This window comes from Amorphus sp. MBR-141 (genome assembly GCF_053628695.1).
Genome location: NZ_JBRJGW010000008.1, coordinates 99,787 through 125,484 on the forward strand (window position 1 = coordinate 99,787; position 25,698 = coordinate 125,484).

22 protein-coding genes are annotated in these 25,698 nt (G+C 68.5%); 8 read left to right on the top strand and 14 right to left on the bottom strand.

From position 1 onward, the window contains the following. Positions 1-9: 9 nt before the first annotated feature. Positions 10-888, bottom strand: a complete 879-nt coding sequence (locus ACSSVZ_RS12925) for a transglutaminase family protein (RefSeq protein ID WP_453970584.1) — start codon at positions 886-888, stop codon at positions 10-12. Between the two features lie 96 nt (positions 889-984). Between ACSSVZ_RS12925 and ACSSVZ_RS12930 the strand changes: the two genes are divergently transcribed. Both ACSSVZ_RS12930 and ACSSVZ_RS12935 read left to right on the top strand, forming a co-directional pair. Beyond that, positions 985-1,185, top strand: coding sequence for a hypothetical protein (locus tag ACSSVZ_RS12930; RefSeq protein WP_453970586.1), 201 nt, complete (start codon positions 985-987; stop codon positions 1,183-1,185). A 581-nt stretch (positions 1,186-1,766) separates the two neighbouring features. Continuing rightward, the gene (locus tag ACSSVZ_RS12935; protein WP_453970588.1) at positions 1,767-2,159 is read left to right on the top strand and encodes a hypothetical protein; all 393 of its coding nucleotides are present in this window, start codon (positions 1,767-1,769) and stop codon (positions 2,157-2,159) included. Positions 2,160-2,279: 120 nt separating this feature from the next. On the opposite strand, the gene ACSSVZ_RS12940 is transcribed toward ACSSVZ_RS12935, so the two are convergent. The 6 genes from ACSSVZ_RS12940 to phnA are packed head-to-tail and all read right to left on the bottom strand — an operon-like array spanning position 2,280 to position 9,861. Continuing rightward, complete coding sequence (locus ACSSVZ_RS12940) at positions 2,280-3,863, bottom strand: dipeptide ABC transporter ATP-binding protein (protein WP_453970590.1); 1,584 nt, start codon at positions 3,861-3,863, stop codon at positions 2,280-2,282. Further along, on the bottom strand, positions 3,860-4,774 hold the full coding sequence (locus tag ACSSVZ_RS12945; protein WP_453970592.1) for an ABC transporter permease: 915 nt from the start codon (positions 4,772-4,774) through the stop codon (positions 3,860-3,862). The genes ACSSVZ_RS12940 and ACSSVZ_RS12945 overlap by 4 nt, the downstream gene beginning before the upstream one ends. Further along, positions 4,771-5,748: an ABC transporter permease gene (locus tag ACSSVZ_RS12950; RefSeq protein ID WP_453970593.1), complete on the bottom strand. Its 978-nt coding sequence runs from the start codon at positions 5,746-5,748 to the stop codon at positions 4,771-4,773. The genes ACSSVZ_RS12945 and ACSSVZ_RS12950 overlap by 4 nt, the downstream gene beginning before the upstream one ends. A 5-nt stretch (positions 5,749-5,753) precedes the next feature. Continuing rightward, the gene (locus tag ACSSVZ_RS12955; protein WP_453970594.1) at positions 5,754-7,295 is read right to left on the bottom strand and encodes an ABC transporter substrate-binding protein; all 1,542 of its coding nucleotides are present in this window, start codon (positions 7,293-7,295) and stop codon (positions 5,754-5,756) included. A gap of 3 nt (positions 7,296-7,298) precedes the next feature. Continuing rightward, positions 7,299-8,585, bottom strand: coding sequence for an alkaline phosphatase family protein (locus ACSSVZ_RS12960; protein WP_453970596.1), 1,287 nt, complete (start codon positions 8,583-8,585; stop codon positions 7,299-7,301). A gap of 4 nt (positions 8,586-8,589) precedes the next feature. Further along, positions 8,590-9,861 (bottom strand): phosphonoacetate hydrolase, encoded by a 1,272-nt coding sequence (gene phnA, locus ACSSVZ_RS12965; protein WP_453970598.1) that lies wholly within the window; start codon positions 9,859-9,861, stop codon positions 8,590-8,592. A 184-nt stretch (positions 9,862-10,045) separates the two neighbouring features. On the opposite strand from phnA, the gene ACSSVZ_RS12970 reads away from it, so the two are divergent. Next, positions 10,046-10,957: a LysR substrate-binding domain-containing protein gene (locus tag ACSSVZ_RS12970; RefSeq protein WP_453970761.1), complete on the top strand. Its 912-nt coding sequence runs from the start codon at positions 10,046-10,048 to the stop codon at positions 10,955-10,957. A gap of 137 nt (positions 10,958-11,094) precedes the next feature. Here the strand turns inward: ACSSVZ_RS12970 and betA are convergent, their stop codons facing one another. Genes betA through betI form a run of 4 tightly spaced genes read right to left on the bottom strand, consistent with a single transcriptional unit; the run spans position 11,095 to position 16,401 of the window. Then, positions 11,095-12,759 (bottom strand): choline dehydrogenase, encoded by a 1,665-nt coding sequence (gene betA, locus ACSSVZ_RS12975; protein ID WP_453970600.1) that lies wholly within the window; start codon positions 12,757-12,759, stop codon positions 11,095-11,097. Positions 12,760-12,811: 52 nt separating this feature from the next. Beyond that, positions 12,812-14,275 (bottom strand): betaine-aldehyde dehydrogenase, encoded by a 1,464-nt coding sequence (betB, locus tag ACSSVZ_RS12980; RefSeq protein ID WP_453970602.1) that lies wholly within the window; start codon positions 14,273-14,275, stop codon positions 12,812-12,814. 3 nt (positions 14,276-14,278) lie between these two features. Then, complete coding sequence (gene betC, locus ACSSVZ_RS12985; protein WP_453970604.1) at positions 14,279-15,796, bottom strand: choline-sulfatase; 1,518 nt, start codon at positions 15,794-15,796, stop codon at positions 14,279-14,281. Next, the gene (gene betI / locus ACSSVZ_RS12990; RefSeq protein WP_453970606.1) at positions 15,793-16,401 is read right to left on the bottom strand and encodes a transcriptional regulator BetI; all 609 of its coding nucleotides are present in this window, start codon (positions 16,399-16,401) and stop codon (positions 15,793-15,795) included. The genes betC and betI overlap by 4 nt, the downstream gene beginning before the upstream one ends. Positions 16,402-16,609: 208 nt before the next feature. Between betI and choX the strand changes: the two genes are divergently transcribed. The 4 genes from choX (at position 16,610) to hppD (ending at position 21,006) form a co-directional block, all read left to right on the top strand. Beyond that, positions 16,610-17,545 (top strand): choline ABC transporter substrate-binding protein, encoded by a 936-nt coding sequence (gene choX / locus ACSSVZ_RS12995; protein ID WP_453970607.1) that lies wholly within the window; start codon positions 16,610-16,612, stop codon positions 17,543-17,545. Positions 17,546-17,726: 181 nt separating this feature from the next. Further along, positions 17,727-18,566 carry a choline ABC transporter permease subunit gene (gene choW, locus ACSSVZ_RS13000; RefSeq protein ID WP_453970609.1) on the top strand — a complete coding sequence of 280 codons (840 nt, stop codon included), beginning with the start codon at positions 17,727-17,729 and terminating at the stop codon, positions 18,564-18,566. Then, the gene (choV, locus tag ACSSVZ_RS13005) at positions 18,563-19,645 is read left to right on the top strand and encodes a choline ABC transporter ATP-binding protein (RefSeq protein ID WP_453970610.1); all 1,083 of its coding nucleotides are present in this window, start codon (positions 18,563-18,565) and stop codon (positions 19,643-19,645) included. Before choW ends, choV begins: the two co-directional genes overlap by 4 nt. A 248-nt stretch (positions 19,646-19,893) precedes the next feature. Then, on the top strand, positions 19,894-21,006 hold the full coding sequence (gene hppD / locus ACSSVZ_RS13010; protein ID WP_453970612.1) for a 4-hydroxyphenylpyruvate dioxygenase: 1,113 nt from the start codon (positions 19,894-19,896) through the stop codon (positions 21,004-21,006). Positions 21,007-21,062: 56 nt separating this feature from the next. Here the strand turns inward: hppD and ACSSVZ_RS13015 are convergent, their stop codons facing one another. Further along, positions 21,063-21,848: a TetR/AcrR family transcriptional regulator gene (locus ACSSVZ_RS13015; protein ID WP_453970614.1), complete on the bottom strand. Its 786-nt coding sequence runs from the start codon at positions 21,846-21,848 to the stop codon at positions 21,063-21,065. Between the two features lie 271 nt (positions 21,849-22,119). Between ACSSVZ_RS13015 and ACSSVZ_RS13020 the strand changes: the two genes are divergently transcribed. Continuing rightward, positions 22,120-23,607, top strand: coding sequence for an amidase (locus ACSSVZ_RS13020; protein WP_453970616.1), 1,488 nt, complete (start codon positions 22,120-22,122; stop codon positions 23,605-23,607). 77 nt (positions 23,608-23,684) lie between these two features. On the opposite strand, the gene ACSSVZ_RS13025 is transcribed toward ACSSVZ_RS13020, so the two are convergent. Both ACSSVZ_RS13025 and ACSSVZ_RS13030 read right to left on the bottom strand, forming a co-directional pair. Further along, a complete protein-coding gene (locus tag ACSSVZ_RS13025) occupies positions 23,685-24,740 on the bottom strand; it encodes an aldose epimerase family protein (RefSeq protein ID WP_453970617.1) in 1,056 nt (351 codons plus the stop codon). Positions 24,741-24,744: 4 nt separating this feature from the next. Beyond that, the gene (locus tag ACSSVZ_RS13030; protein ID WP_453970619.1) at positions 24,745-25,665 is read right to left on the bottom strand and encodes a LysR family transcriptional regulator; all 921 of its coding nucleotides are present in this window, start codon (positions 25,663-25,665) and stop codon (positions 24,745-24,747) included. Between the last annotated feature and the right edge of the window lie 33 nt (positions 25,666-25,698).

Below are 25,698 nucleotides of genomic sequence, written 5' to 3' on the forward strand. Positions count from 1 at the left end.
GCCTCGGGGTCAGGCCCCGGCCGGCATTTTGGTGACCTCGACCTCGACCGACATTTGCTGGAAGTCCTCGGCGGCGCCTTCGAAGCTGCCGACGACCGGCATCGCCTGCCGGATATCCCGGGCGACCGCCACCGGGATCAGGTTGGCGCCGCCGACGCCGAGATTGGTCGGGTCGAAGGTGATCCAGCCGGCCCCCGGCACATAGACTTCGGCCCACGCATGGGTCGAGCCGGCGCCCTGGGAGCCGGTGAGGCCGTTGCCCGCGCTGCAGAGATAGCCGGAAACGATGCGTGCCCCGAACCCGAGGCTGCGGACCGCTTCCACCAGAAGCACCGCGAAGTCGCGGCAGGAGCCGGCGCCGCGCTCCAGGGTGCGCAGCGGAGATTGGGTGCCTTCGTCCTCGCGGACCTCGTAGCGGATCCGGGCCGTGATCCCGGCGTTCATGTCCTTGAGGAGGGAGAGCGTATCGGTGGAGTAGCCGGCGACGAAACCTTGCGCCCACCGGGCGAGCTGCCCCTGCGGGTCCTCGTACTGGCAGGCGGAGAGTTGGCCCAGATCCTTCCAATCGTCGTCGGAATATCGGAACGGAAAGTGGATCGCCGACGCGGCGATGTCGAAGATCGGCCAGTCGACCGCATAGAGTTCGAGTTCAGTCGCGCATTCTATGGTAAGATTCGCCGTCAGATCCCCGAAGGTCGCTGTCGTTACGGCATTGCCATAGACATCGTGCGCCCAGGTGATTGTCGCCGCAGGCCGGACCATGAGATCGTTACGGATGAGCCTCAGGTCGCGGCTTTCGCGCGGCCGCAGCATCAGCCGGTGCGGTCCCAGCCTGAGCGGACGGCGGTAGTCATAGGTCGTTCTATGAACAATCCTGAGCGTCGTCACGGCACCCTCCAGGCGGCCACGGGTTGCTGAACGTTCATCGCAGATCATCGATCGCGCCGGATACCGATCTTGCCGTCCAACGAGAGGATTAACGTCGTGTCTGAGCATTCCAAGCGGCGCCAGGAGGCAGATGCCGCTTTCAAAAAAGTGCAGAAGGGCGGCGGCAAGTCGGCCTCGGAACCGCGGCAGGCGTACGAGAGCGATGCCGAGGAGGCGCGCACGAATTCCGCACGGCTCAAGGAATTGCGGCTCGCCAGAGACGAGGCTGCCGCAAAGGGCAAGCCGTCAAAGGCCTAGGGCCGGACGCGTTCACGCGGTTCCGGAGGGCATCCGGCGACTGCGCTGCGAACGGCCGCGCTTCCGCATCATGTATCACATCCGCGCCGCGCTGGCGCCTGAGGCGGGAGACTGTCCGCCCGGCAGCGGGCGGTCTGCCACGGCTGGGGGCGGCCGTGTGAGCGCATATTTCTTGGCAATTTGAAATACCACTTTTGTCGTTTTCCTGGAATATTGGGCTTTCACCTGTATATTTGTAAATATTTTCGTATATGATGAAAGTCACATCATAAGTTCTGAGATTTGGCCTATCTTTGCCGGGAGGGATAGGCTCCCGGTGCTGTGCGCCGGATGATGGCGCGTGCTTTCATGTCTGCGATGCGCCCGTCTGCAGCCATCTCGTGCCCTCGAATTCTTTCCGGTCCGGTGGCGCCGCCCGAGCGACGGAACGTGACCTCAGATCCCGTCCTCTGAGCAATCCCATCGGTTCGCATCGGCCAGATCCGCGACAGACCCACCCGCACGCCCCTCCCGAACCTCCGGGACGGGTTTCGCCCCGGCCGATCGCCGCAAACAACACCAACCCAGAAGGAAACCTCTGCATGGCCGTCCAAACCGACAAGAAACCGTCGATGTCCAAGCGCTGGGAAGCGTATCAGCCGACGAAGACGATCCTGCTCTGGGCCTGTGTCGCCTGCGTCGCCGCCACCCTGGTGGTCGGCTTCACATGGGGCGGCTGGATGACCGGCGCCAAGGCGCGCGATGCCAGCGAAGCCTCCGCCGATGCGGCGCGCAGCAAGCTGGTCGCCGAGATCTGCGTCGCGCGGTTCAACGCCGCCGACAACTCCTCGGCCCGCCTCACCGAACTGAACGCCATCACAAGTTCCTACAAGCGGCGCGAATTCGTCGAGGAAGGCGGCTGGGCAACGATGCCCGGTGAGACGTCAGCGACCCGCGACGGGGCCGAGGCGTGCGCCGATGCGTTGACCGCGTAACGCCAGCGCTGCGCTCCCGACCCTGACCGATGCCGCCGAGGACCGTATTCCTCCGGCGGCATCATCGTGTCTGGGTGCCGTTCGTGCCGCCATGGCCTGGAGGTTCAGGCGATCGGCCTCTCAGGCAGCGCGCCGGGGCTGGCCTGATAGCAGCCGGCGGGTCTGCTCATGCCGGACCCCCGATCCCAGGTCTCCGACCTCGAACCGGTCGACCATGTGTCCGTCGTGCATGACCACGATCTCGTCCGATATCCAGCGCACGACTTCGATGTCGTGGCCGATGAAGGCCATGGCGAAGCCGCGCTCGGCCTGCAGCCGTCGCAGGAGCGCGAGGATCTGCACCTGGACGGTCATGTCGAGCGCCGAGACGACTTCGTCGCAGACGAGGATCCGGGGCTCGCAGAGCAGCGCGCGCGCGATGCACACCCGCTGGCGCTGGCCGCCGGACAGCTGGTGGGGATAGCGCCCGGCCAGAGACGGCTCGAGCCCGACGTCTTCCAGCGCGGTCTCGACCCGCGCCGGCACCTCGTCGGCAAGGCCGGCCAGCCTCAGCGGCTCGGCCAGGAGCCGGCGGACGGTCAGCCGGGGATTGAGCGCGCCGAGCGGGTTCTGGAACACGAACTGGATCGGGCGCCGCAGCGCGCGGGGAAGATGCGGCGCCGCCGGCGTCAGGGTCCGGTCGATGAGCCGGATCGAGCCGGTGGCCGGCGCGCGCAATCCGCAGAGCGCCGCGGCGAGCGTGCTCTTGCCCGAGCCGGACTGTCCCAGGATGCCGAGGGTGCGGCCTTCGTGCAGCGCGATCTGGACGTCGTGCACGGCGCGCGTCGGCCGGCTGAACAGGCCCTTGCCGGGATAGTCGACGGAGAGGCCGACGGCGGAGGCGAGACAGGCCGCGCCGCGCAGACCGATCGGTGGCGCCGAGGCCTGCAGGGTGGCGCGGGCCGCCACCAGCCGCCTGGTGTAGGGGTGGCGCGGTCGGGTCAGCACCTCGTCGGCCGGTCCGATTTCCAGCAGTTCGCCATCGTGCATGACGGCCACTTCGTGGGCGAGCGCGCCGGCCACCGACAGGTCGTGGGTGATGAACAGCATGGCCATCCGCCGCCGCTCCTGCAGGGCGGCGAGAAGCGCGATGATCTCCACCGCCACGGTGGCGTCGAGGGCGCTGGTGGGTTCGTCGGCGATGAGCAGGTCGGGCTCGCCGGCCAGCGCCATGGCGATCATGACGCGCTGCTGCTGGCCGCCGGAGAGCTCGTGCGGATAGCGGCCGACGAGGGCGGGATCGGGGAGTTCGACCTCCTCCATCAGGCCGGCGATCCGCCGCCGGCGTGCGGCGGCGTCGCGCATGCCCGCCCGCACCAGCGCCTCCTCGATCTGGCGGCCCACCCGCATGAACGGATTGAGGCAGGCCATCGGATCCTGGAACACGACGCCGATGCGCGCGCCGCGCAGCGCCCGCATGCCGGCCTCGTCGCCGAGCGGCAGCGGCGCGCCTTCGAACAGGATGCGGGCGCCCGTCCCGTAGTCGACGCCGCGCGGCAGCAGGCCCAGGATGGCCAGCGCCGTCATCGACTTACCCGATCCGGACTCGCCGATCAGCGCGAGGGTGCGCCCGGCCGCAAGCGGGAAGGAGACGCCGTTCAGGATCGCGGTGTCGGCGGTTCCGACGTGCAGGTTGCGGACGTCCAGAAGGGGCGTGTCGGTCATCGCGCGATCCTCGGGTCGACGGTGCGGTGGACGATGTCGATGAGCGCGTTGACGACCACCAGGCCGACGGCGGCGACGGTGATCGCCGCCTGCACCACGGGGTAGTCGCGGCCGTGGATGGCGTTGAGCATCAGGCTGCCGAGGCCCGGAAGCCCGAACAGGATCTCCATGGTCAGCGTGCCAGCGACCAGGCCGGCGAGCACCAGGCCCGACATGGCGAGCGCCACCGGCAGCGCGGTCGGCAGCAGGTGGAAGAAGGCGATGCGCACCGGCCCGAGGCCCTTGGCCCGTGCGGTCCGCACGTGAGCGGAGGTCGCCGCCTCGCGCAGCTCTTCGAACAGCGGCTTGCCGATCTGGCCGGCGTTGTCCATGCCGATGATGATCACCGGCATCAGGAGGCCGCCCAGGACCGGCAGCCAGCCGAGCCAGATGGAGAAGACCAGGATGGCGATCACCCCGACGCAGAAGGTCGGCAGGGCGATCGACCAGACGTTGACGAGGTTGACGAGGCCGGAGAGCCAGGGGCTGCCGGTCATGGCGGCGGCGACCGCCAGGCCGATCGCCAGCGTCAGCCCGAACACGAACGAGAACACCGCCAGCTTCAGCGTCGTCGGCAGCGCCGTCGCCAGCATGTCGGACACCGGCCGGTGGTAGCGCAGCGAAGTGCCGAAATCGCCGCGCACCGCCTCGCCGGCCCAGTCAGTGAACTGGGCGGCGAGGCTGCGGTCGAGACCCATCTCGGCGCGCAGCGCGCTTTCCTGCGCGCTGGTCAGCCCGCCTTCCAGCGCCATCCGGTCGACGGCGTCGCCGGGCACCACCCGGCACAAAAGGAAGACGAGCACCACGATGCCGGCTGCCTGCAGCACCATGCGCGCGAGGCTGGTCGCGAGGGCAAGGAGACGTGCGGTCACGGGGCCACCTCCACGACGGCGCGCTTCACCCGGCGCAGGGGGTCGAGGTGGGCCCGCAGGGCGTCGCCGACGAGCAGCAGGCTGACGGTGAGCGCGATCAGCGCGATCACCGGGGCGAGGATGGCGTGCGGCGCGATCTCCAGATAGCGGCTGGCATCCGAGACCATGCGGCCCCAGGTCGGCGCGTCGGGGGAGGCGCCGAGGCCGAGGAAGCTCAGCACCGATTCCGTCACGATGCAGCGCGGCAGGATGATCGCCGCCTGGGTGATCAGCCCGCCCATCACGTTGGGCAGCACGTGCAGCGTCAGGACGTGCAGCCGGCCGCCGCCGAACAGGCCGGCGGCGCGCACGTAGTCCTGGGCGGCTTCGCGCTTGTAGGCGGCGCGCGAGACATAGGCGAAATGGGGTGCGTAGGAGAGGCCGAGCGCGAGCAGCACCGGTCCCGTTCCGGCGCCGATGGCGACGATCAGCAGCAGCGCCAGCAGGATGCCCGGCATGGCGCGGACGATGTCGATCGCGCCGAAGACGATCGCCTCGGGGATCCGTCCCAGCGCCAGCGCGGTGAGGCCGCAGCAGGCCCCCAGGACAAAGGCCACCAGCGTTCCGCCGATGCCGACAAGGAGAGTGGTGCGGCCGCCCATCAGGAGGCGCGAGAAGACGTCGCGCCCGAGATGGTCGGTGCCGAGAAGATGCGCCGCGCTCGGACCCTTGTTCAGGTTGAGGAGATCCTGGGCGAGCGGATCGTAAGGGGCGATCAGCGGCGCGAAGATGGCCGCCAGCACGATGATCAGGACGATCGCGCCGCCGATCAGCGCCCCGGGGGAAACGGCCCCCGGGACGTGTCGTCGGACGCCGGCCGAAGCCGGCGGTGCCAAGTCTGCGCCCGCATCGCGCTCCGGTTTTCCAGAGGCGGCCACGTGGTGGACGGCGGGCCGGTTGGATCCGATGTCGTCGTGAGCGGAGACGAGCGCCATGACGGTCAGTCCTGCTTGAGCCAGGTCTGGGCGATGCCGCCGCTCGCCCAGTTCGGCGACCAGGTGAAGCCCGGCTCGTAGCCCTGGACCGCCTCGCGCATGGCGATGGTGTTGGCGGCGTGGCCGAGGACGACCGTGTAGTAGTTGTCCAACACCCGCTGCCAGGCGGCGAGATAGAGCGCCTTGCGCTTGTCCTCGTCGGTCTCCGCGACGGCCTGCTTGATGAGCGCGTCGAGTTCCGGATCCTGGACGCCGCCCCACAGGACGGGGTTCGGGCCATCGCTCATCAGCCGCACGAAGCGCAGGAAGATGTCGGCGCGCGGCCCGGAGGCCATGGTGTTCATGTCCCAGTCGTACTGGCCGAGGCGGTTCTGGGCGCCGAGGTCGTCGAGGGCGACGTGGTTCACCTGGAAGCCGAGCTGGCGCACCATCTGCACGACGACCTGCGGATAGTTCTCCTGCCAGGAGACGAACTCGATGGTGACGTCCTCCGGCGTCACGCCGGCCTCGGCCAGCATCGCCTTCGCCTTGTCGAGATGCGGCGCGGCGTGCTTGTCGGCGTCATGCAGCGCCTGGTCGAAGTAGACGTGCCCGGGCATGACCATCTGGTTGGTCACCACGCCGTCGTCGCCGGCCAGGAAGTTCATGAAGGCCTGCTTGTCGACCGCGTACATGATCGCCTCGCGGACGCGGGGATCGTCGAAGGGCGGGCGCGGATTGCGGTTGTTGAAGGAGACGAAGTACCAGGTGGAGTCCTTCAGGGTGCTCACCCGGACGTCGCCGGTCTTGGCCAGTTGGGTCGACTCGTCGCGGGGAACGCTGGCGATGTCGATGTCGCCGGCGCGCATGGCGCCCGACTTGTCGAGGTCCTCGCGCAGGTTAGCCTCGACCGCCTCCAGATAGGGCATGTCGCCGCGCCAGTAGGCCTTGTGGGCCGGGGCATACAGCCGGATCTGGGGCTGCCATTCGCCGAACGAGAACGGCCCGGTGCCGATCGGGGTGGTGATGGTCTCTTCCCAGCCCGGCGACTTCGGCGACAGGATCCACAGCTCCGAGAGCAGGTTGGTCAGCGGCGCGTAGGGTTCCGTCATCTGGATGACGACGGTGCGGCCGTCCGTGGCCTCGGCTCCATCGACGAGCTTCATGGCGGAGGCGAGCCAGCCGCCCTTCACGTTGGAGCGCACGCGCTCGACGTTGGCGACCACGTCGTCGGCGGTCAGCGTGTCGCCGTTGTGGAAGGTGACCCCGTCACGGATGGTGAACGTGTAGGTCATGCCGTCGTCTGAGACCTCGACGGCTTCCGCCAGGAACGGCTCGACGCGGCCATCCGGCCCGATGGAGGTCAGCGCCTCGGCATAGAGCTGCTGCACGGCGATCGAGCCGGTGTGGCGGTGCGGATCGGAGGTGTCGAGGCCGAGGGTCGCGTAGCGCAGCACGCCGCCACGGGTGACATCCTGGGCATGCAGCGAGATCGGAAGCGTCGCGACCAGCGCGGTGGTGGCGGCGCCCAGCATCAGCTGGCGACGGGTGAGCGAAGGGGATTTCATGGTTCAGGTCTCCGGCGTCATGGAGGGGGAAGCGGCTTGCAGGGCCCGCCCGTCGAGGTCGTCGGCAGGAAGGCCGAGATGGGCGAGAAAGGTGGGGGCGAGATCGACGGCCGATGTCGTCGCGCCGTGGCGGCCGCCGGGCGCGAACCCGCGTCCCGACAGCATCAGGACCGGCGACTGCTCGCGGGCCGCGAGGCCGCCGTGCTGGCCGCAGCCGGTGCGGTCGGCCTTGCCCGGACCGGGCATCACCGCAGCGCTCAGGCCCGGCACGCCGAAGGCGTTGTCGGCGTCGCTCGCCGCCATCGAGAGGGCGATCGCGGGACCGGTCTCCGGGTGGTGGCGGATGTCAGCCAGTGCTGCGCCGTGAAAGACCGGGCCGGCCCAGGGCTGGGCGGCGAGATGCGCGGCAATCGCGTCAATCCGTTCCGCGTGGTCGGGGTGGATGTAGATCAGGGCCGCGGTGCCGTTGGGCGCCACCACCACATCGTCGGAGGTGTCCGCCTGCTTGAGGCCTGCCGCGACGAGGGAGCCGGCGACGTCGATCGTCTCGGTGACCGTCTGGTGGCCGTGGTCGGAGCCGACCGACAGCAGGATGTCCTCACCGGCGGCGATGCGGGCGTCGACCGCGCCGATGACGGTGCCGGCAAGCGCGTCGACCGCGGCGAGCAGGTCCAGGTGCTCCGGCGAGCCGAGCGGCAGGGCGTGTTGGGAGGTGTCGGGTTCGGACAGCCAGAGCAGCGCGAAGGCGGCGTCGCCGTCCACACCTTCGGCGACGAAGCGGCGGGTCATCTCCCGGTCGCCATCGATGCCGAGCGCGATCGCCAGCGCGTCGGTCTCGGGGACCGGTATGCGGCCGGGCCCGAACGATCCGGCGCGATGGTAGACGTGGCCGTGCCCGTCGGGATCGTGGGCGTAGGCGGCTCCCGGCGAGACGTTGTTGAAGACGATCGCGCCGCCGTGGGGGGCGACCCGTTCGGCCAGCGTCGGCATGGCGAGCGAACATCCGGTGACGGCGCGCTTGTGCTGCAGGAACTCCGGCTTGCCGGCGTCGTGCAGCACCAGCCGACCGTCTTCCATGAGGGCCATCGCGTTGCCCTGCAGGCCGTTGCGCGCCGGGTGGCAGCCGGTGGCGAAGGCCGCCGAGACGACGCGGGTCGCCGACGGAAACACCGACCGATGGGCCTCGAACACCGTCGCGCGGGCGGCAAAGCGGACGAGGTTGGGCATGATCTCCGGGCGCACGAAATCGCGCCTGAGGCCGTCCAGCATGATCGCGATGACGCGGGCCATGACTTCAATCCGTCCCGTTGATGGCGAACTCGAAAATGTCGAAGTTGCGCAAGGTCCCCTCGGCGCGCGCGCGATAGGCGGCGTTGAGCGGCCGCGAGAGGATGAACGGCACCCGCTGCTCGGACAGGCCGCCGTGAGACCGGAGCCTTGTACCTGCGAGCTGTGACAGGTCGTGGTCGGCCGACCGGGCGCCCAGCGCCACGCCGGGCGCGCCGACGACGACGATGTCGGCCTCGCGGTCCGCCGGCAGTTCGAAGCGTGCGCAAGCCTCGTCCCGGCCAAGTGCCAGGTCGACGCCGTCGATGGCGGCGACGTATGCCAGCACCGTCCCGGCATCGAGCCCCGCGTCGAGGACGTGGACCCGCACGAAGCCGCCGAGCGCGCCGTGGTGGCGGACGAACGGATCGGTGATCGGGCAGATGACGCGGGTGCGGCCTTCGCCGAAGCGGGCGTTCAGCGCGTCGCCGAGATAGACGACGTTGGGGCTGCCGTCGGCGGTCGCCATGTCGGTCATGCCGTGGTCGGCGACGATGCCCACGGTGGCGCCGAGCTCGGCCAGCCGGCCGAGCCGCGCGTCCACCTCGGCCATGAAGGCGTTGGCGTCCGGGGTGCCGGGGGCATGGCTGTGCTGGACGAGATCGGAGAGCGACAGGTAGAGGAGGTCGGGCGACCGCTCCTCGAGCAGCCGGACGCCGGCATCGAGCACGAACAGGGAGAGGTCGGGCTGGTACTGGCCCGGCGTCGGGCGGCCGACCAGCCGGGTCGCATCTTCGATGCCGTTGCGCGCGAGCGTCGCCAGATGCGCCTTCTCGGCGGAGAAGGCGATCCCGTCCATGTCCTTGCCGAGCGCCTTCAAGAGCTTGTCCTTGGCGGTGACGGTCGCGACCTCGGCACCGGCGCGGGAGAAGGCGGAGAGGATCGTCGGCGCCACCATGCCGGCATCGTCCAGCATCATCACCTCGTCGCCGGTTACGACGTCGAGGAAGTAGTTGCCGGAGATGCCGTGGACGCGCGGCGGGGCGCCGCAGACGATCGAGACGTTGTTGGGGTTGGTAAAGGTCGGCATCGCCGCCAGCGCCTCGCCGGCAAAGCCGTCGCGCATCATGCGGTCCATGTGCGGCACCACCCCGTCGCGGCGTGCCGCCTCGACATACGCGGGATCGCATCCGTCGTAGCAGATCACGACGACGGGATGCTGGGGCCAGCGATAGCTGCGGCCGTTCACATCGACCGTTCGGTCATCGGCGGCATCGGACCTGGGCACTGCGACGGACATCCTTGCTCCCTGTTATCAAAGCGCCATGGGCGTGCTGTATGCTAATGAATTCAAATACATATTCGATGTATTGAACGTATTCCCATTATGTTGATCCGTGGAATTCGTTCAATCGAAATAAAATCGGAGATGTGTGAGGGTTGCTCACATGACAAAACGAAGACTTCCGCCGATGAAATCTATGATGGCGCTGGAAAGTGTCGTCAGGAGCGGGAGTGTTTCCGCCGCGGCGGACGATCTTGCTGTGACCCACGGCGCTGTGAGCAAGCAAATCACGCTGCTTGAAGAGTGGCTGGGGCGTCCGCTGTTCGCGGAGAAGCGCCGCGGCATGATCGCCAACGCCGCCGGCGAGCGGCTTGCGGCGGCGACGGCGGAAGCCTGCCGGATTCTTGCCACCGCCCTGGACGAGATCGAGGCGGAGGATGGCGCGGCCGAGCTGAACGTGGTCGCGCCGGCGACCTTCGCCATGCGCTGGCTGATCCCGCGGCTGCCGTCGTTCCAGGCGGCAGGGCAGGGGGTACGGGTGCGCGTGCGGCCGACCCACACGACCGAGGACTGGGACGCGCTCGACTGCGACGTGATGGTCCGAAGGGGGCGGGCGCTGGCGCCGCGCTTCGACCCGCGTCCGATCTTCGTGGAGGAGCTGGGGTTGGTGATGGCGCCGGGACTGGCCGGCGCGTCGGCGCCGTCGGCGCTGCCGCTGGTGTCGGCGGAAACGCGCGCCGGTGAACTGGATCGCTGGTTCGCCCATGCGACGGGCACGCATGCGGCACCCGAGGCGATCGCCTTTCCGCATTTCTACATCGCGCTGGAGGCGGCGCTGTCCGGCATCGGCGCGCTCGTCGCGCCGCTGTTCCTGGTCGACGAGCTGCTGCGGGCCGGCCATCTGGTGGAGCCGTGGCCCGACCGGCGGGTCGCCGGGGCGACCTACAGCGTCGGCGTCAATCCCGAGGGGGGCAACGTGGCGGCCTCCCGGCAGGTCGCTGACTGGCTCTGCAGGGCGGCGGGAGATCGCGCCGGGCGCGCGGTCGGCGATGGCGAGCGGAGCGGCCTGCCGGCCGGTCCGGGCACGGCGGTGCAGGCACCGCCGCGCTGAGGCGCGCTTCGCTCCCGAATCCGCGAAGGCGTGACCCGGTCAGCTCGACGCGACCTGAATGCAGAGGGGCTGCTCGAGAGCTTGGGTCCTGAGCGATCTCTCGCCGGCCGGACGAACGGGTTCAGCCGACGAAGCCTCTACCGATCCGAGGTCTGCCAGCGCGGATTGATCCACGGTTCGGCGTTATCGGCGGCAAGCGGCGGCTTGCCGAGGATCATGTCCGAGGCCTTCTCGCCGACCATGATCGACGGCCCGTTGAGGTTGCCGTTGGTGATGCGCGGGAAGATCGAGGAATCGACCACCCGCAGCGCGTCGACGCCGATCACCCGGCATTCCGGGTCGACGACGGCCATCGGGTCGCTGGCCTTGCCCATCCTGGCGGTGCCGCATGGATGGTAGGCGCTTTCCGCATGCTCGCAGATGAAGGCGTCGATCTCGTCGTCGCTCTGGCAGGCGGCACCCGGCTGGATCTCCTTGCCGCGATAGGGGTCGAACGCCGGCTGGGAGAAGATCTCCCGGGTCAGCCGGATGCAGTGGCGGAAATCGACCCAGTCCTGCTCGGTGGACATGTAGTTGAAGAAGATGCGCGGGGCCTCGGCGGGATCGGCGCTCTTCAGGGTGACCTCGCCGCGCGACGGCGAGCGCATCGGGCCGACATGGGCCTGGAAGCCGTGCCCCTCGGCGGCCGCCTTGCCGTCGTAGCGCACCGCGATCGGCAGGAAATGATACTGGATGTCGGGATACTCGACGCCCGGCTTGGAGCGAAGGAAGGCCGCGCTCTCGAACTGGTTGGAGGCACCGAGGCCGGTCTTGAAGAACAGCCATTCGGCGCCGGCCAGCGCCTTCCCGAACAGGTTCCAGTGCTTGTAGAGGGTGATCGGCTGGGTGCAGGCCTGCTGCACGTAGACCTCCAGGTGATCCTGCAGGTTCTTGCCGACGCCGGCCCGGTCGGCGACCACGTCGATGCCGTGCTCGGCCAGGTGGGCGGCCGGACCGACGCCCGACAGCATCAGCAGCTTCGGCGTGTTGATGGAGGAGGCGGCGAGGATCACCTCGCGCCGCGCCCGGACGATCTCGATCTTGCCGCCGCGCTCGATCTCGACGCCGACGGCGCGGCCGTTCTCGATGACGACCCGGCGGGCGAGGCAGCGGACCATGTCGAGGTTGGACCGCTTGAGCGCCGGCTTCAGGTAGGCGTTGGCGGTGGACCAGCGGCGGCCCTTCCAGACCGTCTGCTCCATCGGGCCGAAGCCCTCCTGCTTTTCGCCGTTGTAGTCCGCCGTGAGTTCGAAGCCGGCTTCTTCGCCGGCCTTCACGAAGGCGTGGAACAGTGGGTTCCGGCGGGAGCCGCGCGAGACGTGCATCGGCCCCGACCGGCCGCGCCAGTCCGGATCGCCGCCGTGGCCGCCGTCGTGCCAGTGCTCCATGCGCTTGTAGTAGGGGAGCACGTCGGCATAGGACCAGCCGGTGGCGCCGCTCTCGGCCCAGTGGTCGAAGTCGCGGGCGTGGCCGCGGACATAGACCATGCCGTTGATCGACGACGAACCGCCGACCACCTTGCCGCGCGGCGTGACCAGCCGGCGGCCGCCGAGGCCGGGCTCCGGCTCCGAGGCAAAGCCCCAGTCGTAGCGGGGCATGTTCATCGGGTAGGAGAGCGCCGCCGGCATCTGGATGAACGGACCGGCATCGCTGCCGCCGTACTCCAGCACGAGCACGCTGTGCCTGCCGTCCTCCGACAGGCGCGCGGCCAGGGCCGACCCGGCCGAGCCGGACCCGACGATCACGAAATCCGCTTCGCTCATATCATTTTCTACGATCGCCGGACGGATCGCCCGGCACCGCCTCCTTGTCGTGTCAGTAGGGGCTCTCGACGGGACCGAGGCCCACGTGAATGGTCTTGAGCTGCGAGTAGAATTCCATCGCGGCGCGGCCGTTTTCCCGGCCGAGGCCCGACTTCTTGACACCGCCGAAGGGCGCCTCGACCGGCGTCAGGTTGTAGGTGTTGATCCAGCAGATCCCGGCCTGGAGCTGGCCGGCGACCCGGTGGCCTCGGGTGAGGTCGCGCGTGAACACGCCGGCCGCAAGACCGAACTGGGTGCCGTTGGCACGGGCCACGCCCTCCTCCTCGGTCTCGAAGGTGAGGACCGACATCACCGGCCCGAAGATCTCCTCGCGGGCGATCGTCATGTCGTCGGTGACGTCTGAGAAGATCGTCGGCTCCACGTAGGCGCCGGCATCGAATGCGCCACCCGTGGGCACGCCGCCGCCATAGTCCAGCGTCGCGCCTTCGCTGCGGCCCGTCTCGACGTATCCCAGCACTTTCTCGCGCTGCGCTTCGGACACCAGCGGCCCCATCTGGGTGTCGGGATCGAGTGGATCGCCGATGCGGATCGCCCGGGTGCGCTCGACCAGCCGCTCGATGAACCGGTCCTTGATGCCCGACTGGACGAAGACGCGGGTGCCGTTGGAGCAGATCTGGCCGGTGGAATAGAAGTTGCCCAGCATGGCGCCGCCGATCGCATCCTCCAGGTCGGCGTCGTCGAAGATCAGGATCGGCGACTTGCCGCCGAGCTCCATGGTGACGTGGCGCATGCCGGCGGCGGCAGCCGCGTAGACCCGCGCGCCGGTCGGCACCGAGCCGGTCAGAGACACCTTGGCGGTCAGCGGATGGGTGGACAGGGCAGCGCCCACCTCGCCGAATCCCTGGACGACGTTGAACAGGCCGGCCGGGGCACCGGCCTCCATGAAGATCTCGGCGAGCTTGAGCGCGCACAGTGGCGTCATCTCAGACGGCTTGAACACCATCGCATTGCCGCAGGCGAGCGCCGGCGCGGCCTTCCAGCAGGCGATCTGGGTCGGGTAGTTCCAGGCGCCGATGCCGACGCAGACGCCGAGCGGCTCGCGCACGGTGTAGGCGAAGTCGGTGCCCAGCGGCACGCTCTCGCCGGCGATCGACGCGGCCATCGAGGCGAACCACTCTAGTGAATCGGCGCCCGAAGTGGCGTCGGCGACCAGCGTCTCCTGGATCGCCTTGGAGGTGTCCAGGGTCTCCAGCTCCGACAATGCCGCGTTGCGTTCGCGGATGATGTCGGCGGTGCGGCGCAGGATGCGCGACCGCTCGACCGGCATCATCGCCGCCCATTCGGCCTGGGCGCGGGCGGCCGAGGCCATCGCCTTTTCGATCACCGCGGGCGTCGCGGCGTGGAGCTTGGCAATGGTTTCGCCGGTGGCGGCGTAGACGCTCTCGAAGGGCTTGCCGTCGGCGTCCTCCAGATAGGCGCCGTCGACGAAATGGCTGGCGGTGGGTTGGGCTCGCATACGTCAGTCTCCTCGCGGCCAGCGCTGGGAGGCTTCCAGCACGTTCAGGTCCATGTGGTTGCGCATGTAGCGCTCGGACGCCTTCTTCAGGGGCTGGAAGTCCCACGGATAGTAGGCGCCGTTGCGCAGGGCGGCGTAGACGACATGGCGCCGGGCCTGGCTCTCGCGCACCTCGGCGTCGTAGGCGGGCATGTCCCAGAGATCGCGCACCTGCGCGGCCATCCGCGCGGTGACCTCCGCGTGCGCCGGGTCATCGGCGAGGTTCCGGCGCTCGTGGGGGTCGGCCTGAAGATCGAACAGCAGCGGCGGATCGACCTCGCAATGCACGTATTTGAAACGCCCGTCGCGGATTGCCACCAGCGGCGCGATGGAGGCTTCTGCGGCGTACTCGATCCGCACCGGTACCTGGCGGGCGGCGCCCGAGGCGATCGGCACCAGGCTCTCGCCGTCGGTCCACGGGGTCACTTCGCCCAGATTGATGCCGACCAGGTCGGCGATGGTGGGCGTGACGTCCATGGTCGAGACCGGCGTGTCGATGCGGCCCGGCGCCATCTGCGGCGCGGCGATCATCAGCGGCACCCGGGAGGAACCGTCGAAGAAGCTCATCTTGAACCACAGGCCGCGCTCGCCGAGCATGTCGCCGTGGTCGGACACGAACAGGATGATGGTGTCTTGCGTCTGGTCGGTGCCGTCGAGCGCTTCCAGGATCTCGCCGATCTTGTCGTCGAGATAGGAGACGTTGGCGAAGTAGGCGCGGCGCGAGCGGCGGATATCCGCGTCGGTGATGTCGAAGCTGCGCCAGTCGTTGGCGTCGAAGATGCGCTTGGAATGGGCGTCATGGTCGGCGTAGTCGATCGCCGGGACCGACGGATCGAGGTGGTCGCAACCCTCGTAGAGGTCCCAGTATTTCTTCCGCGCCACGTACGGGTCGTGGGGGTGCGTGAAGGAGACGGTGAGCAGCCACGGCCGCGCATCGGCGCGCCGGCCGAGATCGTAGATCTTGCGGACGGACTCGTAGGCGACCTCGTCGTCGTATTCGAGCTGGTTGGAAATCTCGCCAACGCCCGAGCCGGTCACCGAGCCCATGTTGTGGTACCACCAGTCGATGCGCTCGCCGGGCTTGCGGTAGTCCGGGGTCCAGCCGAAATCGGCCGGGTAGACGTCGGTGGTCAGCCGCTCCTCGAAGCCGTGCAGCTGGTCCGGGCCGACGAAGTGCATCTTGCCCGACAGCGTCGTCTGGTAGCCGGCGAGGCGCAGGTGATGGGCGAAGGTCGGGATGTCGGAGGCGAACTCGGCGGCGTTGTCGTAGACGCGGGTGCGGCGCGGCAACTGGCCCGACATGAAGCTCGCCCGGCCCGGCGCGCAGAGCGGCGAGCCGGTGTAGGCGTTGGCGAAGCGGGTCGAACGGGCGGCGAGCGCCTTGAGGTTCGGCGCATGCAGGAAGTCGGCCGGGCCGTCGGGGAAGAACGGGCCGGCGAGTTGATCCACCATAAGGATGAGAACGTTCGGTTTGGCTGTCATCCGACGGTCTCCTGTTGGGTCGTGGCAAGGCAGGCGAGGCTGAGGTCGAGATAGTCGACGACCATCGCAGCCGCCTGGGCGGGGTCGACGGTGTGGGCGCGCAGCGCCGCGCGGATGTAGAAGCCGTCGATCATGGCGGCGAGGCCCTTGGCGATGCGCCGTGCATCGTCCTCGGGTGCCAGTTCGACGAGGGCCGAGACGAGGTTGCTGTCCAGCCGGCGCTGATAGACGGCCAGCAGCCGTGCCGCCTCGGGCGAGCGCTGGGCCATCACGTAGAAGACCAGCCACGCCGCGATAACGGCGGGCTCGAACTGGCCCGGCTCGAAGCAGGCCTCGATGACGGCGTGCAGACGCTCGCGCGGGCTGTCGCAGCTCTGGTAGCCCTCGCGCACCTGCGCGCCGAAGTCGTCGAGAATGCGCCGCATCGCGGCGAGAAGGATGTCATCCTTCGACCCGAAGTAGTGATGGGCAAGCGCCGAGGATACGCCCGCGCGCCGGGCAATTCCGGCGACCGTCACGTCGAGGGAGCCCACCGCTCCGACCTCCGCGATCGCTGCCAGCACGAGGGCGTCCTTGCGGACCGCCTGTATCCCAACCTTTGGCATCCGACTCCGTCTTCGGGCGTTCGTGCCCATTGTTGGCGCGGGGTTGCGCGAACCAAGGCCGTTTACATCTGTGTCAATATGATGTTGATTGACTGATCAATCAAGAAAGACCGTCCAGCCGGTGGACAAACCAACCGGTAAGGCGAGGGAACACATTTTTCTGCGCCCGTCATTGAGGGGCGCTGCCACGGAAACGGGAGATACTCATATGCTTCGCACCTTCGGCTCGATTTGCGCGTTCGCCCTCGCGACTGCGCCAATGCTCTCCGGCGCCGCGTACGCCCAGGCCAAATGCGACTCCGTTACGATGTCCGATGTCGGCTGGACCGACATCACGACCACCACCGCCGCGACGAAGCACGTTCTGCAGGGCCTCGGCTACGACGTCGACGTGAAGGTGCTGTCGGTGCCGGTGACCTTTGCATCGCTGAAGAGCGACGACGTCGACGTGTTCCTCGGCAACTGGATGCCGGCGCAGACCTCCGCCATCAAGCCGTACCTCGACTCCGGCGAGATCGAGAGCGTCCACGAGAACCTGCAGGGCACCAAGTACACGCTCGCCGTGCCGACCTACCTCTACGACAAGGGCCTGAAGACCTACGCGGACATCAACACGTTCCGCGACGAGCTGGACGGCAAGATCTACGGCATCGAGCCCGGCAACGAGGGCAATGCCTACCTGGTCTCGCTGACCGAGGACAACAAGTTCGACCTCAAGGGCTTCGAAGTGGTCGAGAGCTCCGAGCAGGGCATGCTGGCCATGGTCGGCCGCAAGTACAAGAAGGAGGAGGCGATCGTCTTCCTCGGCTGGGAACCCCATCCGATGAACGCGAACTACTCCCTCAAGTATCTCACCGGCGGCGAGGACTTCTTCGGCGGCGAGGGCGTGGTCAACACGGTCACCCGCAAGGGGTTCGTCGAGGAATGCCCGAACGTCGGCAAGCTCCTCAAGAACCTGACCTTCTCGCTGCCCATGGAAAACAAGATCATGGGTGAGATTCTCGACGACGGCGCCAACGCCGACGATGCGACCGCCAAGTGGCTGAAGGCCAATCCGGACGTGCTCGACAGCTGGCTGGACGGCGTGACCACCGTCGACGGCGAGCCGGGCCTGCCGGCCGTGAAGAAAGAACTCGGCCTTTAATTCCCCCGCATTTGACCCCGCCCGGACCCGTCCGGGCGGGGTCTGGAACAGCCCGGAAGAGGGGCGGTCCGACGGGCCGTCCGGAAACTGCTCCAGATGCGGTGAATTGCGCTATCCTGCCTGACCGGGTCCCCGGGACCCGATCAGGAGACATATCCAGCAGAAGCGGAGGGGCTCGCGCGTGGACTTCCTGACCGAGTACAAGATCCCGGTGGGACATTGGGCGGCCGAGATTTTCGATTGGCTGCAGGCGAACGGCGCCTGGTTCTTCGACGGCCTCGCGGAGATCATGACCCGCCTCATCGACGGGTTCCTCTGGATCCTGCAGACGCCGCCGGAACTGGTCGTGGTGGCGTTTTTCGCCCTGCTGGCCTGGTGGCTGCAGAAAAGCTGGAAGATGGCGCTCTTCGTCGTCCTCGGCTTCCTCTTCATCATCAACCAGGGCTACTGGGAAGAGACGACCGAAAGCCTGACGCTGGTCGTGTCGGCCTGTCTGGTCTGCATGGCCATCGGCGTTCCGGTCGGGATCGCCACCGCCCATCGCCCCAATCTCTACAAGGTGCTGCAGCCTGTCCTCGATCTGATGCAGACGTTGCCCACCTTCGTCTATCTCATTCCGGCGATCGTCTTCTTCGGCATCGGCATGGTCCCGGGCCTGCTGGCCACCGTCGTCTTCGTGCTTCCCGCCCCGATCCGCCTCACCCATCTGGGCGTCGTCTCGACGCCGATGCCGCTGCTCGAGGCCGCCGACTCCTTCGGGGCCACCGGATGGCAGAAGCTGACCAAGGTCGAGCTTCCCTATGCCATGCCGCAGATCATGGCCGGGCTGAACCAGGCCATCATGCTGTCGCTCTCCATGGTGGTGGTCGCCGCCCTCGTCGGCGCCAACGGGCTCGGCGTTCCGGTCGTCCGCGCCCTCAACCAGGTCAACACGGCGCTCGGCTTCGAGAGCGGCTTCATCATCGTGGTCGTGGCGATCATGCTCGACCGCGTGCTTCGCATCCGGGGGCGCCGCTCATGAGCACGACTGAAACGATCGAGAAGGCCGAGGACGGCCGCGGCAACGCGGTCGTCTTCGAAGAGGTGAACATCGTCTTCGGCGACAAGCCCCAGCTGGCGCTGCCGCTGATGGACGCCAACCAGAGCCGCGCCGAGATCCAGTCGGAGACCGGTCAGGTGCTGGGCGTCCACAACTGCTCGCTGACGGTGGCCGAGGGCGAGATCCTCGTGCTGATGGGCCTGTCGGGATCGGGCAAGTCGACGCTGCTGCGCGCCGTCAACGCGCTCAACCCGGTGGTCCGCGGCCGCGTTCTGGTGAACGACCACGGCACGATGATCGACGTGACCCAGGCCGACGCCAAGACGTTGCGGCGGGTGCGCCTGTCGTGCGTCGCCATGGTGTTCCAGCAGTTCGGGCTGCTGCCGTGGCGCAACGTGCTCGACAATGTCGGCCTCGGCCTGGAGTTCGCGGGCATGCCGCGCGAGGAGCGGGAGGCGAAATGCCGTCACCAGCTCGAGCTGGTCGGCCTGTCGGACTGGGAGGACCGCCTCGTCGGCGAGCTCTCCGGCGGCATGCAGCAGCGCGTCGGCCTGTCGCGGGCGTTCGCCACCGAGGCGCCGATCCTGTTGATGGACGAGCCGTTTTCGGCGCTGGATCCGCTGATCCGCAACCGGCTGCAGGACGAACTCCTGGAGCTCCAGCACAACCTCAAGCGGACCATCATCTTCGTCAGCCACGATCTCGACGAGGCCTTCAAGCTGGGCGACCGCATCGCCATCATGGAGGGCGGTCGCATCGTCCAGTGCGGGACGCCGCCGGAGATCATCCGCAATCCGGCCAATGCCTACGTCGCCGACTTCGTCGCCCACATGAACCCGCTCGGCGTGCTCCGGGCGAGCGACGTCATGGTCGACGGCGAGGCGCCTGCCGGCTCCGACGACATCCATGCCGATACCAAGCTGCAGGACGTGATGGAGCCATTGAACGAGGGCCGCGTGCTGAACGTGACGTCGGAGGAAGGCGAGCACCTGGGCGTGATCCGACCGAAGGAGATCGTCTCGGCGCTCACGCCGCGCGAACGGCCGCAGACGCCAGACTGACGCGCCACGGCCTGTCCGTGGCTGCGTCGGCGGGCGCAGGATGGCCCGCCTGCACGTGACGGCCATGTGCGTCTGGTCGTGCGATCCTGCGGTTCGCGTGCATGGATACGGCTCATCCTGCACGGTTCATGCGAATGATCCCGGTGCCACCGCGATTTTGCACGCACGTTGCGGGCAAGCCGGGCGACACTGGCTCCTCTGGATCGGCCGGCCCTCCGCTGCCGCGCCCCGCACCGAGGAGCCCAATCATGGGACCGTTTCCGCACGACGCCCCGCCCGCCGAGATTTCCGAGGCGAATCCCGCCGGCACCGACGGCTTCGAGTTCGTCGAGTTCGCCAGCGAGGAGCCTGAGGCGCTCGAGGCGCTGTTTGCCCGGATGGGCTTCGCGCCGGTCGCCAGGCACCGCAGCCAACAGATCACCCTCTGGCGCCAGGGCGACGTGAACTACCTGCTCAACGCCGAGCCGGGCAGCTTCGGCCGCCGCTTCGTCGAGGAGCATGGCCCGTGCGCGCCGTCGATGGCGTGGCGGGTGGTGGACGCGCAGCACGCCTTCGACCATGCGGTCGCCATGGGCGCCACACCCTACGAGGGCGACGACAAGAGCCTCGACGTGCCGGCGATCGTCGGCATCGGCGGCTCGCTCCTTTATTTCGTCGAGACCTATGGCGAGAAGGGCTCGCCCTACGCGGCCGAGTTCGAGTGGCTGGGCGAGCCGGACCCGAAGCCGGAAGGGGTCGGCTTCTATTATCTCGACCACCTGACCCACAACGTCTATCGCGGCAACATGGACAAGTGGTGGGCGTTCTATCGCGAGCTGTTCGGGTTCACGCAGATCCACTTCTTCGACATCGAGGGCAAGCTCACCGGCCTCGTCAGCCGGGCGATCACCTCGCCATGCGGCAAGATCCGCATCCCGCTCAACGAGTCCACCGACGACAAGAGCCAGATCGAGAGCTATCTCCGCAAGTACCGCGGCGAGGGCATCCAGCACATCGCCGTCGGCACCGAGGCGATCTACGACGCCACCGACCGGCTGGCGGCCAACGGCCTCAAGTTCATGCCCGGCCCGCCCGACACCTACTACGAGATGTCGTCCGAGCGGGTGAAGGGCCACGACGAGCCCATCGACCGGATGAAGACTCACGGCATCCTAATCGACGGCGAAGGCGTGGTCGGCGGCGGCGAGACGAAGATCCTGCTGCAGATCTTCTCCAAGACGGTCATCGGCCCGATCTTCTTCGAGTTCATCCAGCGCAAGGGCGACAACGGCTTCGGCGAGGGGAACTTCCGGGCGCTGTTCGAATCCATCGAGGAAGAGCAGATCCGCAGCGGCGAAATCTCGGCGACGGCGGCCGAGTAGTCGTTCGCCCGGATCGGACCGGCTGACTGGCCCCGCCGCTGGCGGGGAAGGGTTGGTCAGCCGGCGGGCGCTTTCCGGTCCGTCTCGCCGAGCGCCTTCAGGCCGGCGATCAGCAGGTCGGTGTGGAAGTCGAAGCCGCCGTCCAGCGGCACGGTGGCGCCGTTCTCCCAGCGCAGGATGAACGAGCGGTTGATCATCGTCTCGCGGTGCGCCGCCAGCACCGGGTAGCGCTCCGCGTCGATGGTCGAGATCAGGTGCGTCATCCGCTGCATCCAGCGCTCCGTGTCGTCCGACAGCACCATGGCGAATTCCTGGGTGATGTAGCCGACGGCCGACCCCAGCACGGCGTTGTAGGCGGCGACCAGCCGCTCGCCCTCGAAGCCCGCCTCGGTCAGCTTGGCGAGGATCCGCTCGATCATCGTCAGGTCGACGCTGGCGTTGGAGACGAGCTGCACGCCGATCAGCGGCGCCACGTTGGGGTGGCGCAGGATGGCGGCCCGGAAGCCGTGCAGGAAGGCGCGGATCCACGCCTCCCACGGCAGTTCCCCGGGAGGGACGATGTCGGCGAGGACGTCGGAGATGATCTCGACGACGAGCTCGTTGCGGCTCGGGACGTGCCAGTAGAGCGCCGTCGGGTAGACGCCGAGCTCCTTGGCGACGGCGCGCAGGCTGAACGCCTCCAGCCCCTGCGCATCGATCAGCTTGAGCGCCGTGGCGACGATGCGGTCGCGCGACAGCGCGCTCTCCTCCGCGTTGCGCGGCCGCGGCGCGCGGCGGACATTGGGCTGGAACAGCGACATACGGAGGGAACGCTCCTTCATGAGCGGACGTGCGGCGGACATCGGCGCTCCGCGCCGGCTCAAGCATCATGGCGGGGTGCGTGTACGAGGCAGATAATCCGTGCCGGCCGCATTTCCAAGCCGCGCCGGCGCCTTGCCGCCGCGCTTGCCGGTCCATGCGGCATCGCACGGATGCCGGCATCCGCGATCACACGAATGGACGCAAAGGTCTGGACAGGCGGCAGTTGACGAGCGCTGTTGGAGCGCTGCAAAGACGGCGTAGTGTGGCGCCGAGCATGCCCGCACTTTCCCTCCCATGTCTTCAGGATTCCCCATGTCCGATCCCTGCGACCTGTCCGCCACCGACGCCCGCCGCCTGATCGGCGAGAAGACGCTGTCCCCGGTCGAGCTGGTGGAAAGCTGCATCGCCCGGGTCGAGGCGGTCGATCCGGCGGTGAACGCGATGCCGGCCCGCGATTTCGAGCGCGCGCTGGATACCGCGCGCGGCCACGAACACGCGGTCATGGCGGGAGAGCCGCTGGGCGTCCTGCACGGGCTGCCGGTCGGCATCAAGGACATGGTCGACGTCGCCGGGCTGAAGACGACCTACGGCAGCCTCGCCTTCCGGGACAACGTGGCCCAGACGGACGAAGGCCTCGTCGCGGACCTGCGCCGGGAAGGCGCCATCGTGCTCGGCAAGACCAACGTTCCCGAATGGAGCGCCGGCGGCAATTCGCGCAACGCCGTCTACGGCACCACGGGCAACCCGTTCGATCCGACGAAATCGGCGGCCGGCTCGTCAGGCGGCTCGGCGGCGGCGCTCGCGACCGGCATGGTGCCGATCGCGACGGGCTCCGATACCGGCGGGTCGCTGCGCAACCCGGCGTCGTTCTGCGGCGTCGTCGGCTTCCGCCCGACGCCGGGTCTCATCCCGGCCGAAAAGCGCGGCATGGCGTGGCTGCAGCTCTCGACCCTCGGTCCAATGGCGCGCACCGTTCAGGATGCGGCGACGCTGCTGTCGGTGATGGCGAAGCCGGACGCGCGCGATCCGCTGTCGCTGATCGCCCATGGCGCCGACGGCTATGCGCCGGAGCGCCTGCGGGCGCTCGCGCCGATGGATCTCTCGGCGCTTAAGATCGCGGCGTCGGCGGACTTCGGCTTTGCGCCGACGGAGGCGGCCATCGCCGAGGCGTTCCGGGCCAAGCTCGATCGCTTCCGCGTGGTGTTCGCGGCGGCCGACGATGCCCACCCCGACTGCACCGGCGCCGACGAGGCGTTCGAGCTGCTGCGGGCGGTCGCCTTCCTGGGCCCGCACCGCAAGATGGTCGCGGAGACGCCGGAGCTGGTCGGCGAGAACGTGCGCCTGAACGTCGAGGAGGGGCTGTCCTACTCGGCTGCGGACATTGCGCGCGGCTTCGAACTGCAGACGGCGCTCTACCGGCGCTGGCAGGAGTTCTACCGCGGCTACGATTTCGTGCTCACGCCGTCCGTCACCATGCGCCCACGCGTGTGGACGGAGCTCTATCCGACGGAAATCGACGGCCGGCCGACCCGCACCTACTACCACTGGCTGGCGATGGCCTATGCGCCGACGCTGGCCGGCCATCCGGCGGTGTCGCTGCCGGTGGGCTGCGATGCGGACGGCATGCCGTTCGGCCTGCAGATCGTTGGCCCGAGGGGTCGCGACCTCGACGTCCTGCGCATGGCGGCGACGCTGGAGCGCTACCTGGAGGCCGATCCCAAGACGGCGCGGCCGGTGCCCGACATCGCCGGGCTTGCGGCCGCACCACCCATCGCGGAGATGCCCGGCTTCTACCCCTGAGCCTGCGGCGCCGGCGGAGCCTTTTCCGGTCAGGTGGACTCACTTGGCCGATAAGAAATGGCTCCAGATTCAATGCTCTAGACGGCCGAAAAGCGGTAGACCGTCACCTGTCGGTAGGGAGTGCCGGGATCGAGGCGCGCGGAGGGAAACTCCGGCCGGTTCGGCGCGTCCGGAAAGCGCTCGGGCTCCAGGCAGAAGCCGTCCGACAGCGCCGCGACCTCGGCCGGTTGGCCATCTTCGACCGGGGCGAGCAGCGCGCCGGAATAGACCTGCAGGCCCGGGTCCGTGGTCAGCAGCTCCAGCGTCCGGCCGGTTCCGGTCTCTTCCACCCGGGCGGCACGGCGCGGTTGCGACGCGGCCTGCCGGCCCAGCACGAAGCAGTGGTCGTAGCCGCGGGCGCTGCGGATCTGCTCGTCGTGCGTTCCGCGCACCGCGTCGGCAAAGCGCTGCGGCGTGCGCAGGTCGAACGGCGTGCCCGCAACGTCGCGGATTTCGCCGGTGGGCAGGCGGTCGGCGTCGCCGGGCAGATAGGCATCGGCGGCAACCTCGATCCGGTGGTCGAGGATCGGGCCGTCACCCCTCAGGTTGAAGTAGGCGTGGTTGGTCATGCTGACCACGGTCGGCCGGTCGGTGCGCGCTTCGTAGGTGAGCGTCAGCTCGCCGGTGCCCGTGAGCGCATAGGTGGCCGTCACCTCCAGTCGTCCTGGAAAGCCGCCGTCGCCGTCGGGTGAGAGGAGCGCGAAGCTGGCGAAGGGGTGCGGCGTGTCGCCGGTCTTCGCGAGCTGCCAGTTGCGGGTGTGGAAGCCGCTCTGGCCGCCGTGCCGGCAGTTGGCTCCGTGCGTCGCCTCCAGGGCAAAATGCCTGGCGTCCAGCTCGAAGCCGGCGCTGCCGATCCGGTTGGCATAGCGGCCGATGGTGGCACCGCTGACGGCGGGACGCCTGGCCTTGCCGTCGAGGTCGGTGAAGCCCAGCAGGACCTCGCCCATCCGGCCGGTCCGGTCCGGTGTCCGCAGGCTGCCGATCGCCGCCCCCAACGTGATCACCGTCGCCGAGATCCCGTCGCGCTCGAGGTCGACGGCCTGGATGGCGGTGCCGTCCGGGAGGGTGCCGAAGGGGCGGATGGTGGCGGTCATGGGGTCACTCGATCCAGGCCGTGTGGGGGGAGGCGGCGGCGCAGAAGGTGGCCGCGCTTTCGCGGGCCTGCTCGACCACCACCCGCACCAGGTCCGTGGCGGTGACGGTCTGGTAGGTGGCGATGATCGGCATCGGCGGAAAGCGCTTCGAGACGGCGATCGGATGGATGAGGCCGGCGGAAATCTCGCGCTCGATGGTGACCGTCGGAATGGCGCCGACGCCGAAACCGCGGATGATCAGGTTGATGATCGCGAACAGCGAATTGGAGCTGGTCAGCGTCGAGGCGAGCACCCGCTCGTCCTGGAAGTAGGGCGCGATCTGCCGGTAGGGCGGCGAATCCTTCGGGAAGGTGATGATCGGCATCCGGGCGAGATCGTCGACATGGTAAGTGCGGCCGACGTCGATGAGATCCGGCGAGCCGGCCCAGACCATCTCCAGCACGCAGCTGACGAACGAGCGGAAGGTCTCGCCGATCACCGGATCGATGCCGAAGATGATGTCGTATTCGCCCCGCTCCATGCCTTCGACGAGCAGCTTGGTGCCTTCCACCGCGACGTCGATCTTCAGGGTCGGCATCACCTGGTGCAGGGAGTCCACGAGGTTCGGCATGAAGGTCGAGGCGACGGAGTCGATCGCCCCGATGCGCACGGCCCTCGGCTCGCCGCCGGAGCCCTCGGCGAGGCTGCCGGTCAGCTCCTGCAGGGTGTCGAGCACCAGCTGGAAGCTCTGCAGCGCCTTCTCGCCGGCGGGCGTCAGGCGGAAGGACCGGTCGCCGCGGTCGATCAGTCGGGCGCCGAACTCCTGCTCCAGCGCGGCGAGGCGCGCGGAGATCGCCGGCTGCGAGGTGTTCAGCAGCTCTGCGGTGCGGCCGAAATGCCGGGTGCGGACGAGAACGACGAAGGTGTTGATGTCCACGATGCGCATGCGCGCGATCTTAGACTCGATTCCGCCGATTGG